At 67.9% G+C, this 13,927-nt stretch carries 13 protein-coding genes; 5 read left to right on the forward strand and 8 right to left on the reverse strand.

Annotation, left to right across the window (positions count from 1 at the left end):
- Positions 1–59: 59 nt before the first annotated feature.
- Genes ASC61_RS00685 through ASC61_RS00700 form a run of 4 tightly spaced genes read right to left on the reverse strand, consistent with a single transcriptional unit; the run spans position 60 to position 2,584 of the window.
- A complete protein-coding gene (locus tag ASC61_RS00685) occupies positions 60–959 on the reverse strand; it encodes a hypothetical protein (protein WP_056207938.1) in 900 nt (299 codons plus the stop codon).
- A complete protein-coding gene (locus ASC61_RS00690; RefSeq protein WP_200935359.1) occupies positions 956–1,519 on the reverse strand; it encodes an RNA polymerase sigma factor in 564 nt (187 codons plus the stop codon). Before ASC61_RS00690 ends, ASC61_RS00685 begins: the two co-directional genes overlap by 4 nt.
- Positions 1,520–1,570: 51 nt before the next feature.
- Entirely contained in the window at positions 1,571–1,963 is a 393-nt protein-coding gene (locus tag ASC61_RS00695; protein ID WP_056207945.1) for a DUF6281 family protein, read from the reverse strand.
- Between the two features lie 39 nt (positions 1,964–2,002).
- A complete protein-coding gene (locus ASC61_RS00700) occupies positions 2,003–2,584 on the reverse strand; it encodes a carboxymuconolactone decarboxylase family protein (RefSeq protein WP_056207947.1) in 582 nt (193 codons plus the stop codon).
- 125 nt (positions 2,585–2,709) lie between these two features.
- On the opposite strand from ASC61_RS00700, the gene ASC61_RS00705 reads away from it, so the two are divergent.
- Both ASC61_RS00705 and ASC61_RS00710 read left to right on the forward strand, forming a co-directional pair.
- Positions 2,710–3,276, forward strand: a complete 567-nt coding sequence (locus tag ASC61_RS00705) for a hypothetical protein (protein ID WP_056207950.1) — start codon at positions 2,710–2,712, stop codon at positions 3,274–3,276.
- Positions 3,277–3,358: 82 nt separating this feature from the next.
- Positions 3,359–4,369 carry a hypothetical protein gene (locus tag ASC61_RS00710; RefSeq protein WP_056207953.1) on the forward strand — a complete coding sequence of 337 codons (1,011 nt, stop codon included), beginning with the start codon at positions 3,359–3,361 and terminating at the stop codon, positions 4,367–4,369.
- Positions 4,370–4,383: 14 nt separating this feature from the next.
- Here ASC61_RS00710 and treZ read toward each other — a convergent pair whose 3' ends face one another.
- Together treZ and ASC61_RS00720 are read right to left on the reverse strand one after the other, a co-directional pair.
- Entirely contained in the window at positions 4,384–6,036 is a 1,653-nt protein-coding gene (gene treZ / locus ASC61_RS00715) for a malto-oligosyltrehalose trehalohydrolase (RefSeq protein WP_056207956.1), read from the reverse strand.
- 2 nt (positions 6,037–6,038) lie between these two features.
- On the reverse strand, positions 6,039–7,043 hold the full coding sequence (locus ASC61_RS00720) for an aldo/keto reductase family protein (protein WP_056207959.1): 1,005 nt from the start codon (positions 7,041–7,043) through the stop codon (positions 6,039–6,041).
- A gap of 146 nt (positions 7,044–7,189) precedes the next feature.
- Between ASC61_RS00720 and ASC61_RS00725 the strand changes: the two genes are divergently transcribed.
- The gene (locus ASC61_RS00725) at positions 7,190–8,470 is read left to right on the forward strand and encodes an HNH endonuclease signature motif containing protein (protein ID WP_056207962.1); all 1,281 of its coding nucleotides are present in this window, start codon (positions 7,190–7,192) and stop codon (positions 8,468–8,470) included.
- 1 nt (position 8,471) lies between these two features.
- On the opposite strand, the gene ASC61_RS00730 is transcribed toward ASC61_RS00725, so the two are convergent.
- Positions 8,472–9,215, reverse strand: a complete 744-nt coding sequence (locus ASC61_RS00730; protein ID WP_056207964.1) for an MBL fold metallo-hydrolase — start codon at positions 9,213–9,215, stop codon at positions 8,472–8,474.
- A 29-nt stretch (positions 9,216–9,244) separates the two neighbouring features.
- Positions 9,245–11,329, reverse strand: coding sequence for an alpha-galactosidase (locus ASC61_RS00735; protein ID WP_200935360.1), 2,085 nt, complete (start codon positions 11,327–11,329; stop codon positions 9,245–9,247).
- A gap of 95 nt (positions 11,330–11,424) precedes the next feature.
- On the opposite strand from ASC61_RS00735, the gene ASC61_RS00740 reads away from it, so the two are divergent.
- Both ASC61_RS00740 and ASC61_RS00745 read left to right on the forward strand, forming a co-directional pair.
- Complete coding sequence (locus ASC61_RS00740; protein ID WP_082530364.1) at positions 11,425–12,573, forward strand: LacI family DNA-binding transcriptional regulator; 1,149 nt, start codon at positions 11,425–11,427, stop codon at positions 12,571–12,573.
- Positions 12,570–13,892 (forward strand): ABC transporter substrate-binding protein, encoded by a 1,323-nt coding sequence (locus tag ASC61_RS00745; RefSeq protein ID WP_056207969.1) that lies wholly within the window; start codon positions 12,570–12,572, stop codon positions 13,890–13,892. Before ASC61_RS00740 ends, ASC61_RS00745 begins: the two co-directional genes overlap by 4 nt.
- Positions 13,893–13,927 lie beyond the last annotated feature (35 nt).

Here is a 13,927-nt window from a genome sequence, read left to right on the forward strand (position 1 = left end):
ACGCTGGAGCTTACGACCCGAGTGGCTTGTTTTGATGGACTGACCGAACCAGTCGGGGTTCACTCCGGCTGCTGTGCGTCGGCAACGATTCGGGCCGGGACGCCGTCCTCCACCTTGGAGACAAGCACTCGCATGGTGTCGGTCCGCCCGCCGTCTTGGGGACTGGTCGAGTCGTAACCGAGCAGCCGCCCTGTGGCGCTGTCGAAGCGCATCGTGAGCGGTCCGCCCTTGGCGATCTCCGTGACGTACGTGAGGTGCTTCGCCTCGTCGACGCGAACCTGGACATCGTCGAAGCTGCCGTACGCCTCGATCGCTGCAGCCCAGACCTTGGTCGGCGCGTAGCCGCGATAGATGATCGTCCCCAGCAGGGCCTGCTCGCCGGAGCACCCTTCTCCGCACTGGGCAGCCTGCGGGGAGTCCTTGACTGCCTTGAGCAGCCCAGCAGGCTCCGTCGGAAGCGCGGCGATCTCGCCCGGCGTCAAGTCGTCCGACGCAGGAGGGCCCGAGAACTCGACCGGACCAGCCTCCGCGCCGTCGACTGTCGTTCGGCGATAGAAGGTTCCGTCGCCGAGCGTCCACTCCTCCTGCCGCATGGTGATGACCTTTCCGGTCGCGTCCTCCGCCATACGATGCTCCGTGACGCGGTGCAGGACACGCCCGTTCGACAGGGGTGGAACTTCAGTGCGCTGTGCGGCTTGAGCCAGCGGCGTCAAGGCGTTCGCTGCGAACGGGCCGGGGCCGGAGTCCAGCACTGGCCCCAAGGTCAATGCGCCGGCGACCGTCATGGCCAACGCGACACCTACCAGCAGACGACGCCTCGGCCGTCGCAGAGGCCGGTGTCGAGGAGAGTTGTCGAACGCTGTGGCACGGTCGAGGACCCGAGCGCGGATGAGGGCAACCTGCTCGGCGGAGTAGGCAGGATCGGGAGCGAGCTCGTGAATGCGGGTGTCGATGGTCATGATGTGGGCTCCTGTGCTGGCTCGACGAAGGGAAGGGGCGGCACGGGAGGGTCCAGCGCGGCCTGCAGGTGGGCTCGTGCCCGGGTCAACCTGGCTCGGAAGGCGCGGTCGCGACAACCGGCCACGTCCGCGGCGGCCGTGATGGTCAGTCCATCCCATGCGATGAGCAACACCGCCTCGCGTTCCTTGGCACTCAGGTGCCGCAGCGCCTCGAGCGTCTCCAGGCGGGACGTGGCGATCTCCTCGGTCGTACGCTCTTGGTCGTGTGGGCGGGTGGCCAATGCATCATCGAGCCGGGCACGCCGGCCGGCCGACCGCCGTCGATGCGCGATGGTGTTGCGCGCCACCACCAACAACCATGGCAGCGCGTCCTCAGGCACGACGTCGATGCGTCGCCACGCGACGATGAACGTCTCGGACACGACGTCCTCGGCGCCCTCCACTCCGCAGTGGCGGAGTGCGTACGCATGCACCTTGGCGGCCCAGAGGTCGTACAGGTCGGCCAGACGTTGCTCTCGCACGGAATGCATCACACCACGTAGTTCCCGGTCAGCGTCCATGTGACACATCCGGGTCGCAAGGTCTCGTGCAGCGCCACCCAGTGACGGGGGCTATTCGCGATCGGGAAGGTGATGTTCTCGCGCGAATCGGTCTGCGATCTTCTGGTCGTGCTTCGCCAGCTCAGAGGCCACGTTGAAGTACGTGATCCCGTCGGCGTCCTTCGTGGCGATGGCGATCGTCGGGTCCACGCCCTCGATCGAGTAGACCGTGACCTGTCGGACGGAGTCCCCGCAGCAGTCGTCTGCGACGTCCGACTTCCCGATCGCCGCTTCGGCGTGGACCGACGTGTTCGCGTACTGCTGGTAGAAGGTCTTGTCGTACGTGACACCTGCCGCACAGCTGCACTCCGACTGCCCCACCTCGCCGCCGCCACATCCCGCCAACAGGAACGCCGCGACGACAGCCAGGACGACTGCGCCTCGGAGCCGACCGATGCGGTTCATGCATGAAGGGTATGAGCATCGGAGGGTTCGGCGGGCCCGTTAACCCACGACCGTGGGGTGCGCGAGCGGCTTGAGACCGCAGGCGGCGGCGAATCCGTCCGACTCGATGCCCATCGCCACGTTGGGACGGGTCGTGAAGTTGGCGAACGCGATCACGGCCGACAACTCCACCAGGGCTGCGTCACTGAGCTGATCCCGGAGTCCAGCAACCATCTCGTCGCTGACCGAAGGCGGCGTGACCGTCATCGCCTCGGCGTACTCGAGCACGTCACGCTCGAGCGTCGAGAAGGCGTCCGACTCACGCCAGCGTGGGATCTCCCTCGCCTTGTCCATGTCGAGGTTCAGGTTGTTGGCTTCGAAGTAGTTGAAGTCCAGGCACCAGCTGCAGCCCACCTGCGCCGCAACGGCCATGTGCGCGAACGACTTGAGCTGCTCGTCGCATGCATCCCACTTCTTGACCTTGCCGCCAAAGTTCGCCATGCCCATCAGCACCTTCTGGTTGTGCCAGTACACGCCGAGGGAGGTCGGGACCTGGCCCAGGGCCTTCCGTGCGAATCGCTTGATGAGCGCCCCCTTGAAGCCGGTGATCTCGGCTGCGGGGATGCGGGTCATTCCAGTCATGTCGTCCTCCTGGTTGTCTGCGGTTACAACCTGAGACGAGCGAGGTCCTCGCTCTGTGACATGGCCGCCACGTTGGGAGGCCCCCTCGGCGAGACGGCCTGTCGTACATGTGTTGGGATGGCGACATGCCTCACGCCCGACAATCCGTCAGAGTCATCCCGCTGCTCGCCGCACTGCTGGTGCTCACCGGCTGCGGATCTGGTTCGTCATCGGACGAGTACGTGTCACCGACCCACCGCCCGGCCGCACCCCCAGCGCCGCAGAATGAGAAGGAGGCCGTCAAGGCTGCAGCCGCGGCCGTTCAGCGTTCGATCGATGCCGACATGGCTGCCTACACGACCGGCGACACCTCATCGTTGGAGGATTTCCGCACCGGAGTGTCGCTGAAGAACTCGATCGCCGCGATCAAGGGCTTCGCCGACAAGAAGTACCAGGTCTCGGGCAAGGTGACCTTCGAGCTGAAGGACGGCACAGCTGAGTCGTCGGCGTGGTCGGGCACGGAGACTCCCTTCGGCGAGGCGCACCTGACCGGTTGCGTCGACTACACCGACTTCGTCGTCAAGGACGCGAAGGGCAAGCCTGTCCCCTTCCGGGGCCTGATGCGTTCGTTGATGCAGCAGAACGCCCTGTGGGATCGGGTCTCGCAGAGCTGGCTCGTGTCCGAGGGCTCGGCCCTCGGCAAGGAGTGCTAGTCGGAAGCTCGCTTGAGTCGGCACCCTCCGCTGCTTCCTCGGCCTCAGGTGTCGAAACGAGCATCATGGGTAGTCCGCTGGCATGAAGCAGCTTCACGTCGGACTGGTCGCCGACCCAGCCCTGCCCACCCAGATCGCACGCGAGCTCGGTGACCTCGATCCGCCGAGCGGTGACGACCCGGGCAGCTGGGACATCGACGTGGTGAGCGAACCATTCACGGTCGACTGCGAGGACGTCGACACCGCTCTGGACCGCCTGCGCGACGAGGCTGAGGGCCATGACTGGGACCTCGTGGTCGGCCTGACCGAACTTCCCCTGCGCGACGACGACAGCCGCTACCTGCTCGTCCAGACCGATCCTGAGCAACGGACGGCCGTGCTGTCGCTGCCAGCGTTGGGCGGCTTTCGCCTGGAGGCTCGTGCGAGACACGCCGTCGGCGAGCTCGTCGAAGGGTTGGCCGACTCGTCGACACAGGAGGAACGCCGCGTTCCGCTCGCGCGACTCGGCGGCCGCTGGCGCGTGCTCCTCGGCATGGTGCTGGCGAACCGTCCGTGGCTCCTCGTGCCCGGACTCAAGTCCGCGCTCGTCGCGGCACTCGCGACCGGGGCCGTCGCCACGATCAACTCGACGGTGTGGCTGCTCGCTGACTCGTTGTCGTGGTGGCGGCTGATGATCGCCACGATCGCCTCCATCACCCTTGTCGTCGCCTGGCTAGTGATCGATGGCGAGCTGTGGGATCGCCCCGACGACGACTCATCCGAGGCTCGGGATCGGTCTCGTCTCTACAACACCTCGACGCTGATCACCCTGACCGCCGGCGTGGTCATCTGTTACGTGGCGCTCTATCTCGTCAACCTCGTCTGGGCGTTGTTCGTCCTCGACCCGTCCGTGATGGGCGGCTACCTGAACAGATCCTTCGGCCATCAGGAGCAGTTCGTACTTGCGTGGTTCGTGGCGTCCGCGGCGACGGTCGGCGGCGGCCTCGGGAGCGGGTTGGAGTCGGACGACGCCATCCGCGCCGCGACGTACTCCAAGCGAGAAGAGGATCGACGCAGCCGGCTGGCACGGGACAAGGACGATCCGGCGCGCTAGCCGGACAGCAGTCGTCACCCCCAGGAGAACAGGACGTCGTCCGGCGACCGTACCTCGAACGACTCCTCCGCGAAGTTGACCAGGACGCGCAAGGAGCCACGGTGCATGACGAGCCAGGAGTCGTCGTCAGCGACCTCGACGACGAGACCGTCCAGCGACGGGTCGGCCAGCTCGGGGCGTGAGCGGCGCAGGGCGATCAGGGAGCGATACAGGTCGAGCATCGACGCGTGCTCAGGTGACGAGAGCTCGGACCAGTCGAGCGTGGAGCGCGAGACGGTGGCCGGGTCCATCGGGTCGGGCACCTCCGACTCGCCCCACCCGTGCCGGCCGAACTCGCGGCGACGACCGGTGCGTACGGCCTCGGCGAGCTCGGGGTCGGGGAACGAGGCGAAGAACTGCCACGGCGTGCTGGCCGCCCACTCCTCCCCCATGAACAGCATCGGCGTGTACGGGCTCAGCAGCACGATCGCCGCACCGCATGCCTGTAGCCCCGGCGAGATGGACGCCGAGATGCGGTCGCCGGTCGCGCGGTTGCCGATCTGGTCATGGTTCTGCAGGTACGCCAGGAACGAGGTGCCGGTGAGCAGAGAGGTGTCGACGGGACGGCCATGCGTACGTTCGCGAAACGACGACCAGGTGCCGGCGTGGAAGAAGGCGCCACGCAACGTCGTCGCCAGCGCTCCGGGCGCGGCGAAATCGGCGTAGTAGCCGTCGGTCTCCCCCGTCAGCCGTACGTGCAGCGCGTGGTGCAGGTCGTCGGACCACTGCGCGTCCATGCCGAGCCCATTCGACGAGCGCGGCGTGACCATGCGCGGGTCGTTGAGGTCGGACTCCGCGATCAAGGTCAGCGGGCGACCGAGGACGGCCGACATACGGGAGGTCTCCGCCGACAGCTCCTCGAGCAGCGTCAGCGCCCGACGATCAGCCAGGGCGTGCACGGCATCGAGCCGCAACGCGTCGACGTGGAAGTGCTCGAGCCAGCCGAGAGCGTTGTCGAGCACGTAGCGCCGCACCTCGTCGGACTGCGGCCCGTCGAGGTTGAGCCCGGGTCCCCAGTCGTTCTGGCCGGCGAAGTAGGGGCCGAAGCGGTCGAGGTAGGCGCCCGATGGCCCGAGGTGGTTGTAGACGACGTCGAGCACGACCCCGAGCCCCCGCGCATGGCATGCGTCGACGAACCGCTTGAAGCCGTCCGGTCCCCCGTACGGCTCGTGCACCGCGCCCCACAGCACCCCGTCGTAGCCCCAGCCGGCATCGCCGTCGAACGAGTTGACCGGCAGCACCTCGACGAGGTCGATGCCGAGGTCGACGAGGTGGTCGAGCCGCTCGATGGCAGCGTCGAACGTACGTCCAGGAGTGAACGTCCCGATGTGCAGCTCGTAGATCACCGAGCCCTCGAGCGCACGCCCCTCCCACGTGGAGTCGCTCCACGCGAAGGCCCCGTGGTCGTACGTCCTGGAGGCTCCGTGCACCCCGCCGGGCTGCCACTGCGAGCGCGGGTCGGGCAGTGGGGTGTCGTCATCGCCCAGCAAGAACGCGTAGTCGGTGCCGGGCGGGACGTCGATGTCAGCGTGCCACCAACCCCCGTCGCCGGACCGCATCTCGTGATCGGCGCCGCCGACCCGCAGGCGTACGCGCTGCAGGTCGGGGCACCAGACCGTGACGGCCATGCTCAGACGACGCGGGCCGACGGCGACTTGGTCTGCGCCGGATCGGTCTCCGGCAGGTCGCCGAGTGCTTCGTCGACCGCCTTGAGCACGTCGTCGTCGAGCGTGATGCCCGACGCCTGCGCGTTGGACTCGACCTGCTCGGGCCGCGAGGCGCCGACGATCGCCGCGGCGACGTTGTCGTTGGCGAGCACCCAGGCGACGGCGAGCTGCGCCATCATGATGTCGAGGCCGTCGGCGATCGGCTGGAGCTTCTGCACCGCGGTCAGAACCTCGTCGTCGAGGAAACGCTTGATCATGTCGGCGCCGCCCTTCTCGTCGGTCGCGCGGCTGCCCTCGGGCGGTGCGGCGCCCGGCTTGTACTTGCCGCTGAGCACGCCCTGCGCGATCGGCGACCAGACGATCTGCGAGATGCCGAGCTCCTTGCTCGCCGGGACGACCTCGGACTCGATGACGCGCCAGAGCATGGAGTATTGAGGCTGGTTGGAGATCAGCTGGATGCCGAGGTCCTGCGCGAGCGCGTGGCCGGCGCGGATCTGGTCGGCGGTCCACTCGCTGACGCCGATGTAGAGCGCCTTGCCCTGGCGGACCACGTCGGCGAACGCCTGCATGGTCTCCTCGAGCGGCGTCTCGACGTCATAGCGGTGCGCTTGGTAGAGGTCGACGTAGTCGGTGCCGAGCCGCTCGAGCGAGCCGTTGATCGACTCCATGATGTGTTTGCGCGAGAGGCCAGTGTCGTTGGGTCCGCCGGGACCGGTCGGCCAGTAGACCTTGGTGAAGATCTCCAGCGACGCCCTGCGCTCGCCCTTGAGCGCCTCGCCGAGGACGGACTCGGCCTTGGTGTTGGCATAGACGTCGGCGGTGTCGAACGTCGTGATGCCCGAGTCGAGGGCCGCCCGTACGCAGGCCAGTGCCGCGTCGTTCTCGACCTGCGAGCCGTGCGTGAGCCAGTTGCCGTAGATGATTTCGCTGACCTTGAGGCCGCTGTTCCCGAGATATCTGAAGTCCATGATTCGAGCCTAGTGGCGGCCTCCACAGCGGCATCTCGGAGACCAGTCCGCCGGTTGTCCACACCTCGATTTCTCCTCATGGACAGTGTCCGAGGCGTGGTCTAGATTGGAATCGGTCGAACATATGTTCTAGTGATCGGGGGATCATGGTCGCCGAGCTCGTCCCAGCACCGCCACCGTTGGTGGGTTGCCTGGACGCGCTCGATGCCGTGCTCGACGAGATGCCGGTCGAGGCATACGCCTCTCTTGACCCGGCGATGCGACGTCACGCGGTGGAGCGGTTGCGGCGGCTCAAAGCCCGCATCACCGCCCAGGAGCTCGCAGCCGTACGCGCTCTGGATGCCGGTCTGGGTGACAAGACCCGCACCGGTGAAGTCCTGGCGCGCGGGTTCGGGCGTGACAAGTGGGAAGCCGACCGATCGGTCCGGGTCGCCAAGGCACTGTCGGCGGCACCCAGGACCGAGGACGCGTTGGCTGCTGGTGAGCTGGCCGAGACCCAGGCCGCAGTCATCGCCGGGACGATGGCCGACCTCCCCGACGGTGTGACCGCAGATCAGCGGGCGGCGTGTGAAAAGAGCCTGATTGCTGACGCCAAGCGGTTCCCGATCAAGGACCTGCGCCAACGGGCGCTGCGGATCAGTGACGCGTTCAAGCAGCCTGCCGACGCCAAAGTCGATGAGGACGAAGCCTTGCGGGCACGGGAACGCCGGGCCTGGGCACGGACCGAGGCCTGGTTGGTCGACGACCAGGACGGCACCTGGCGATTCGGCGGACGCCTCCCAGCCCTGCACGGCGAGATGCTCAAATCCGCGCTCGACGCGATCGCCGCACCCAGACGCCGCCACCTCACCGCCGAACAAGAACGCGACCAGGACGAGCTCACCTACCCACAGCGGATGGGTCGCGCGTTCGCGCACCTCATCGAGAGGTTGCCCACCGACAAGCTCCCCACCACCGGCGGCACCCCGGCCGTCATCACGGTCAACATCGACCTCAACGACCTCAAGAAGCGCGTCGGCGCCGCCACGCTCACCACCGGCACCCGGATCAGCTCCAGCGAACTACGACGCCTGGCCTGCAACCACGGCATCCTGCCCATGGTCTTCGACGGCCAAGCGTTGCCGTTGGACATGGGCCGCGCCAAACGCTTGTTCACCCCCGCCCAGCGGGTCGCGATCGCCAACCGCGACCTCGGCTGCATCACCCCCGGATGCGAAGCACCACCAGGCTGGTGCGAAGGCCACCACTGGCGCAACAACTGGGCCAACGGCGCCACCACCAACATCAACGACGGGACACTCCTGTGCTCCCGCCACCACCACCAAGCCCACGACGAACACTGGCAATTCCGCCAAGCCCCCGACGGCATCATCGAAATCAAAACCCCCGGCGGACTCTGGCAACGCAACCACCGCTGGCGACCCTAGGTCAGGCAGCACCTGCTCGCCATGCCTGCTGGACGGCCCCGACAACACCGGCCGTCCAGGGTTCGCCATGCCCAGGCAGCACGATCGTGGCCCGCGTCTCCGCCATCGCATCCAGCGATTCGACCGCCGTCTCGCGGTCCTTGGTCCCGGCCCGCGCGACGATGCGCGGGCCCGTGCGTCCGGTGTATGGGTCGAGGGTGACGAGGCCGTCGCCCGTGAAGATGGCGTCGCGGTCAGCCAGGTGCAAGGCGCAATGCCCGTCGGTGTGGCCCGGCGTCGCGATGACGTGGGGTCGTCCCGGCACCGGCAGCACGTCGCCGTCCTGGAAGGTGGTCACGGAGGGAACACCCTTGACCCGCAAGGCGCCTGCGGCCGTCATCGCCGTCAGGTGAGGGATTGCGCGTGGATGGGTCAGTGGGTAGAGGAGCCTGGGCCGGCCGGGCTGGTAGCGGTACGGGTGCTTGGCGATGCGGACATCCCCGTCATGGACCCACACCGCGACACCGTGCTCCTCATGCGCCCGTGCGGCGAAACCCAGGTGATCGAAGTGGGCATGGGTCAGCACGATCGCGCGCACGTCCGACCACGCGTGTCCGCTGTCGCGCACCGCTTGATCGGCCAGCGCCCAGGTGCGCGGCAGTCCGGCATCGACGAACGACAGGCCGTCGTCAGCCTCGACCAGGTAGCAGTTGGTGGACGCCTGGGTGATGCCCGTGACTCCGGGTGCGACATCTCGGGTGATCATGCCGGGCCACTATCCGGACCGCTGGCGTCTCAGTCGCGGCCGATGGCGATCGTCACCGCCTGGTGGGCGTGCGGCAGCGTGATCTCCAACGCTGCGACGCCGTCAGCCATGGCGACGCTCGCATCGGTCGCGACCGGATAGACGACCCTCACCGGCAGCCCCTGGACCCAACCAGGCAATGCCAGCACGTTCGAGCTCGACCCGCCCCGCCGCCACACCGTCACGAGGGCACTGGTGCCGTCGTGCAGTCCGTGGGCGACCCACTCGTCGTCCCAGCCAGGCAGCCCGAGCGGCCAGAACGGCACCGAACGGCCGATGAATTCGCGGTGTGACTGGTACGCAGTGACCGCCTCGGCGACCAGATCGCGCTGACTGCCGGTCATCTTGTCGAGGTGCCCCGACAGGTGCACCCGTCCCAGCAGGCCGGTGCTCATGGTGAACGCGATCTGCTGGTCGGTGAACTCAGGCTGCGGGTACGACCAGCTCGCCGCCTGCTCCGGAGCCACCGCTGCTGCGGCCGCCGCGGCGATCGACGGGTAGCGCAGCGGATCCTGCTGATCGCTGGTCGACTGCATCTGCAGCCGCGACAGCATCGCGTAGTCGACTCGGAGGCCGCCGGAGGCACAGTTCTCGAGCGTCACGTCGGGGTGCCGATCGAGCACCGCGTCGACCCATTCGAGGTAGGCGCGGTTGTGCTCCAGCAGGCCGGCCCCGGCGCTGAGCGCGTCGTGGTCGGTGCCCGTGCCGATGTTGATGTTGTAGTCGAACTTGAAGTAGCCGACGCCCATGCCGACGAGCCGGTCGACGACCTCGTCGAGGTGCTTGCGGGCCAGCGGATGACGCAGGTCGAGGTGGTAGCGCTCGTGCTCGACGACGCGCCGGCCGTGCCGCAGGAAGAACGCCTCGTCCGGCAGCGCCTCGGCGACCGGACTGCGCAGACCGACCATCTCTGGCTCGAGCCACAGCCCGGCGACCATGCCACGGTCGCGGATGCGCTGCAGCACCGCGGTCAGGCCCCCGTCGGGGAACCGCGTGGTCGACGGTTCCCAGGCGCCGACGCTGTCCCACCAGCCGACCGAGTCGTCGTCGTACCAGCCGGCGTCGATGCAGAACGTCTCGGCGCCGACGACGGCGGCCGCCTCGATCAGCGGGAGCAGCTTGTCGGTCGTCGGGTCACCCATCAGCGTGTTCATGTAGTCGTTGAACACGACCGGCAACCCGTTGTGGTCGGGATGGGTCCGGCGCATCGCGCGACGAGCGGCGGTCAGGCCGGCCATGACGCCCTCGTAACCGTCGGACGCGAGGGCGATCGTCACCGGAACCGTGGTGAGCTCGTCGCCGGGCGACAGCCGGGCGTACCAGTCGTGCTCGGCCTCGGTCGGCCCGAGCAGGCTGACGTAGACCCCGTCCGTACGCTCGCCGGCCTGCCAGTGCCATGGCCCGTTGTGCTCGATCTGCCAGCCGATCGCGGTGCCGGTCGACTCGTCGACGAGCACGCCGAGCGGCAGGCTGCCATCGGTCGACCAGGCGCCGAGCGCGGTCCGGGTGAAGGCGCCGCGAGGATCGTGCTCGTGCACCGACCGGGTGAGATCCGGCAGCAGCTGACGCGCGCCGGCAGAGAACCACCGGTTCTCGGCGAGCCAGTCGTTCTCGGCCCACCAGAGCCGCAGCGACTCGACCGGTGAGTTCGCCAGAGCGCCGCCCCAGGTTGCCGAGCTGACCCAGGACAGGTCGACGTCGACGTCACCGCCGTTGACGATGCGGGACTGGAGAGCCAGCACACCCTGGCCACGCAACGTCGACAACGTCGTGGTGACCTGCAGTCCCGTCACCGGGTCCTCACTCGTGACGACGAGACGCTCCCCCGAAGCGGTCTGCTCGACCGCATGGTGCTGGTACGCCAGCCGGTGCCCGGCCACGGAGTCGATGTAGCGCCGAGCCGACCAGGAGCGACCGCTGCCGACCACGCCGATCTCGATCAGCGGGAGCGGCGATGCCGGGCAGATCGCCGGGCGCCCATCGATCTCGACCCGCATGAGGCTGGGCGCGCCGTCGGCGACTGACAGCGTGACCACCAGCGGGCCCGGCGACCAACGAATCGCGTCTGAGGACAAGATCTGACTCCAATGAGAGGGATTTCTGGCGGTGGCCACGAAATTTTTCGGAAGAGGCCTTGCGCCGACAGTGTGTTAGCGCTCACACTCTAGCCATGTTTGTGACCGGTCACAATGCCGAGGACGAAAAAGAACCCGCCCCTTCAGCGGCGTCGATTCGCGACGTCGCCAAGGCCGCCGGGGTGTCCTACCAGACCGTCTCGCGGGTGATCAACCATCACCCCAACGTCAGCCAGAAGGCACGCGACAAGGTCACCGCGGCGATGGCCGAGCTGGGCTATCGGCCCAACCGCGCCGCCCGCGCCCTGGCCAATGGGATGGACCGCGCCGTGACGGTCCTGACCTCGAACACCAACCTGTTCGGTTATGCCGAGACCCTCGGCGGCATCGAGGTGGCGGCCCGCGCGGCGGGCGTGCATGTCGCCATCCGGGTGCTCCCGTCGGACAGCCCTGAGGACATCGCCGCCGCGGTCGACCAGGTCAGCGACCCGCGCTCTGGCGCAGTCATCGTCCTGGCGTTCGATCGCGAGGGATCGCAGGCTCTCGAGGCGCTGCCGGCGACGGTCAGCTGGGCCGGCGCCGCGGAGTCGTGGCTGGGCCGGCAGTCGTCACTGGCGGAGAGCCCACGACTGACGTGGTACGACGACACCGCCGCCGCCCGCACGGCGACCGAGCACCTGTTGGACCTGGGCCACCGGACCGTGCACCACGTCGCGATCCCGTCGTCCTCCCCCGTCGGTGATCGCGAGCGTGGCTGGAAGCAAGCGCTCGAAGCCGCCGGCGCTCCGGTCCCGGAGGTCGTGCAGCCACACGGCTGGTCGATCGCCGGCGCGTACGACGCCGCCCGCGAGCTGCTGCTCGATCCCGACGTCACCGCCGTCCTGTGCGGCAACGACGACCAGGCGCTCGGCGTGATCCGCGCGGCCAACGACCTGGGCCTGAAGGTGCCCGAGGACGTCAGCGTGGTCGGCTTCGACGACGTGCCCGCTGCCCCCTACTTCACCCCCGCCCTGACCACCGTCAGGTTCGACTTCGCGGCCTTGGGACGCCGCGCGTTCGAGCTGCTTGAACTCGGGTCTGGCTCGACAGAGGAGCGGGCGCCGCTCGCGTCGCCCGCCTTGATCGTCCGCGAGAGCACCGGTCCGGCCCCCCAAGGGCGTACCGCTGCGCGGACGACACCACCACCGCAGCACCTTCGCGCCGCCGGCGCCGGAGCCGAACCACGACACAAGGAAGACCGATGAAGAGACTGCACAAGACCCTGATCGCCCTGACGGCGGTCGGGCTGCTGACCACCGCATGCAGCGACCCCGGCGGGGGCAGCGACGACTCCGGCACCAAGAAGACCGCGTCCGCCTGGCCCGCCGAGACGGCCAAGCTCGACGGGGTCAACCTGACGATCTGGGCGGCGCAGAACAGCAACGCCGTCGCGAAGCAGGTCGCCGCGGACTTCGAGCAGAAGACCGGCGCGAAGATCAAGATCGTCACGGTGCCCGACCCGTACGAGCAGAGTGTGCAGACCAAGGTCGCCTCCGGTGACAAGCCCGATCTCGCGTTCTGGCAGCCCACGGCGTCGCAGCTCACCGCGATCAACGCGAAGCAGAACCTGCAGTCGCTCGACGGTGCGCCGTTCATCGACAAGTACAAGCCGGCGCTCAAGGACTCCACAGGCATCCTCGACAAGACGCGTTACGCCGCGCTCGTGACGGTGCCCGCCGTCGAGGGCGTTTGGTACAACAAGGAGGTCTTCGCCAAGTACGGCATCACCGACACCCCCAAGAACTTCGACGAGATGGTCGCCGACGCCAAGACGATCAAGGCCAAGGGCGGGGTGCCGTTCTACGAGATGGGCGGCGACAAGTGGGCCACCCAGTGGTGGGTCCAGGTGCAGCTCGCCGATGCCGCCAAGGCCGGCCTGTGGGACAAGGTGAACAAGAACGAGGAGAAGTTCACCGATCCGACGATCCTCGACGCGATCAAGAGGTACAAGAGCCTCGTCGACGAGGGCCTGTTCAACAAGAACTACGCCTCGGCGACGTTCGTCGACCAGAGCAAGGCGCTGCTCGACGGCGATGCCGCGATGGCGATCCAGGTCAACACGTTCTTCAGCCAGATGCAGGCGCAGTCCGACACCGCGGAGCTCAACAAGAAGATCGGATTCTTCCCGATCTCGCCCAAGGGCAACGTCGGCACGGTCATCCCCGACCAGTCCAACGCGCTCGTCGCGTTCAAGACCGGGGACGCCAAGCGTGAGGCCGCCGCTCGCCAGTTCCTGTCGTACTGGATGGGCTCGGCCTACCCCGGCTTCATCAAGTCGCTCAACACTGTGTCGATCCAGGAGGGCGTCGACACCCCGGCGACCGTGCCCGAGGCGTTGAGCGCGAACGCCGACTCGATCGGCAACTCGGTCGGCTCGATGCAGGTCCTCGCCGTGGTCAATCCGGACCTCTACCTCAACCTCGCCAACATGCTCGCCGGACAGGCCAGCCCGAGCAAGGTCGCCGAGACCACTCAGGCCCAGTTCGCCCAGCTGGCGCAGGCCATCGGGACCCCCGGCTTCTGAGCCGGGTGGCAGTCGACCAAGAGATCTGAAGGGAT

Origin of the sequence: Aeromicrobium sp. Root344, from assembly GCF_001425755.1 — a bacterium.
Classification (GTDB): domain Bacteria; phylum Actinomycetota; class Actinomycetes; order Propionibacteriales; family Nocardioidaceae; genus Aeromicrobium.

Excerpts from the sequence above, each read along its gene's own strand:
- ASC61_RS00685 (WP_056207938.1), bottom strand. The coding sequence starts at position 959 with ATGACCATCGACACCCGCATTCACGAGCTCGCTCCCGATCCTGCCTAC.
- ASC61_RS00690 (WP_200935359.1), bottom strand. The coding sequence starts at position 1,519 with ATGGACGCTGACCGGGAACTACGTGGTGTGATGCATTCCGTGCGAGAG.
- ASC61_RS00695 (WP_056207945.1), bottom strand. The coding sequence starts at position 1,963 with ATGAACCGCATCGGTCGGCTCCGAGGCGCAGTCGTCCTGGCTGTCGTC.
- ASC61_RS00700 (WP_056207947.1), bottom strand. The coding sequence starts at position 2,584 with ATGACTGGAATGACCCGCATCCCCGCAGCCGAGATCACCGGCTTCAAG.
- ASC61_RS00705 (WP_056207950.1), top strand. The coding sequence starts at position 2,710 with ATGCCTCACGCCCGACAATCCGTCAGAGTCATCCCGCTGCTCGCCGCA.
- ASC61_RS00710 (WP_056207953.1), top strand. The coding sequence starts at position 3,359 with ATGAAGCAGCTTCACGTCGGACTGGTCGCCGACCCAGCCCTGCCCACC.
- treZ (WP_056207956.1), bottom strand. The coding sequence starts at position 6,036 with ATGGCCGTCACGGTCTGGTGCCCCGACCTGCAGCGCGTACGCCTGCGG.
- ASC61_RS00720 (WP_056207959.1), bottom strand. The coding sequence starts at position 7,043 with ATGGACTTCAGATATCTCGGGAACAGCGGCCTCAAGGTCAGCGAAATC.
- ASC61_RS00725 (WP_056207962.1), top strand. The coding sequence starts at position 7,190 with ATGGTCGCCGAGCTCGTCCCAGCACCGCCACCGTTGGTGGGTTGCCTG.
- ASC61_RS00730 (WP_056207964.1), bottom strand. The coding sequence starts at position 9,215 with ATGATCACCCGAGATGTCGCACCCGGAGTCACGGGCATCACCCAGGCG.
- ASC61_RS00740 (WP_082530364.1), top strand. The coding sequence starts at position 11,425 with ATGTTTGTGACCGGTCACAATGCCGAGGACGAAAAAGAACCCGCCCCT.
- ASC61_RS00745 (WP_056207969.1), top strand. The coding sequence starts at position 12,570 with ATGAAGAGACTGCACAAGACCCTGATCGCCCTGACGGCGGTCGGGCTG.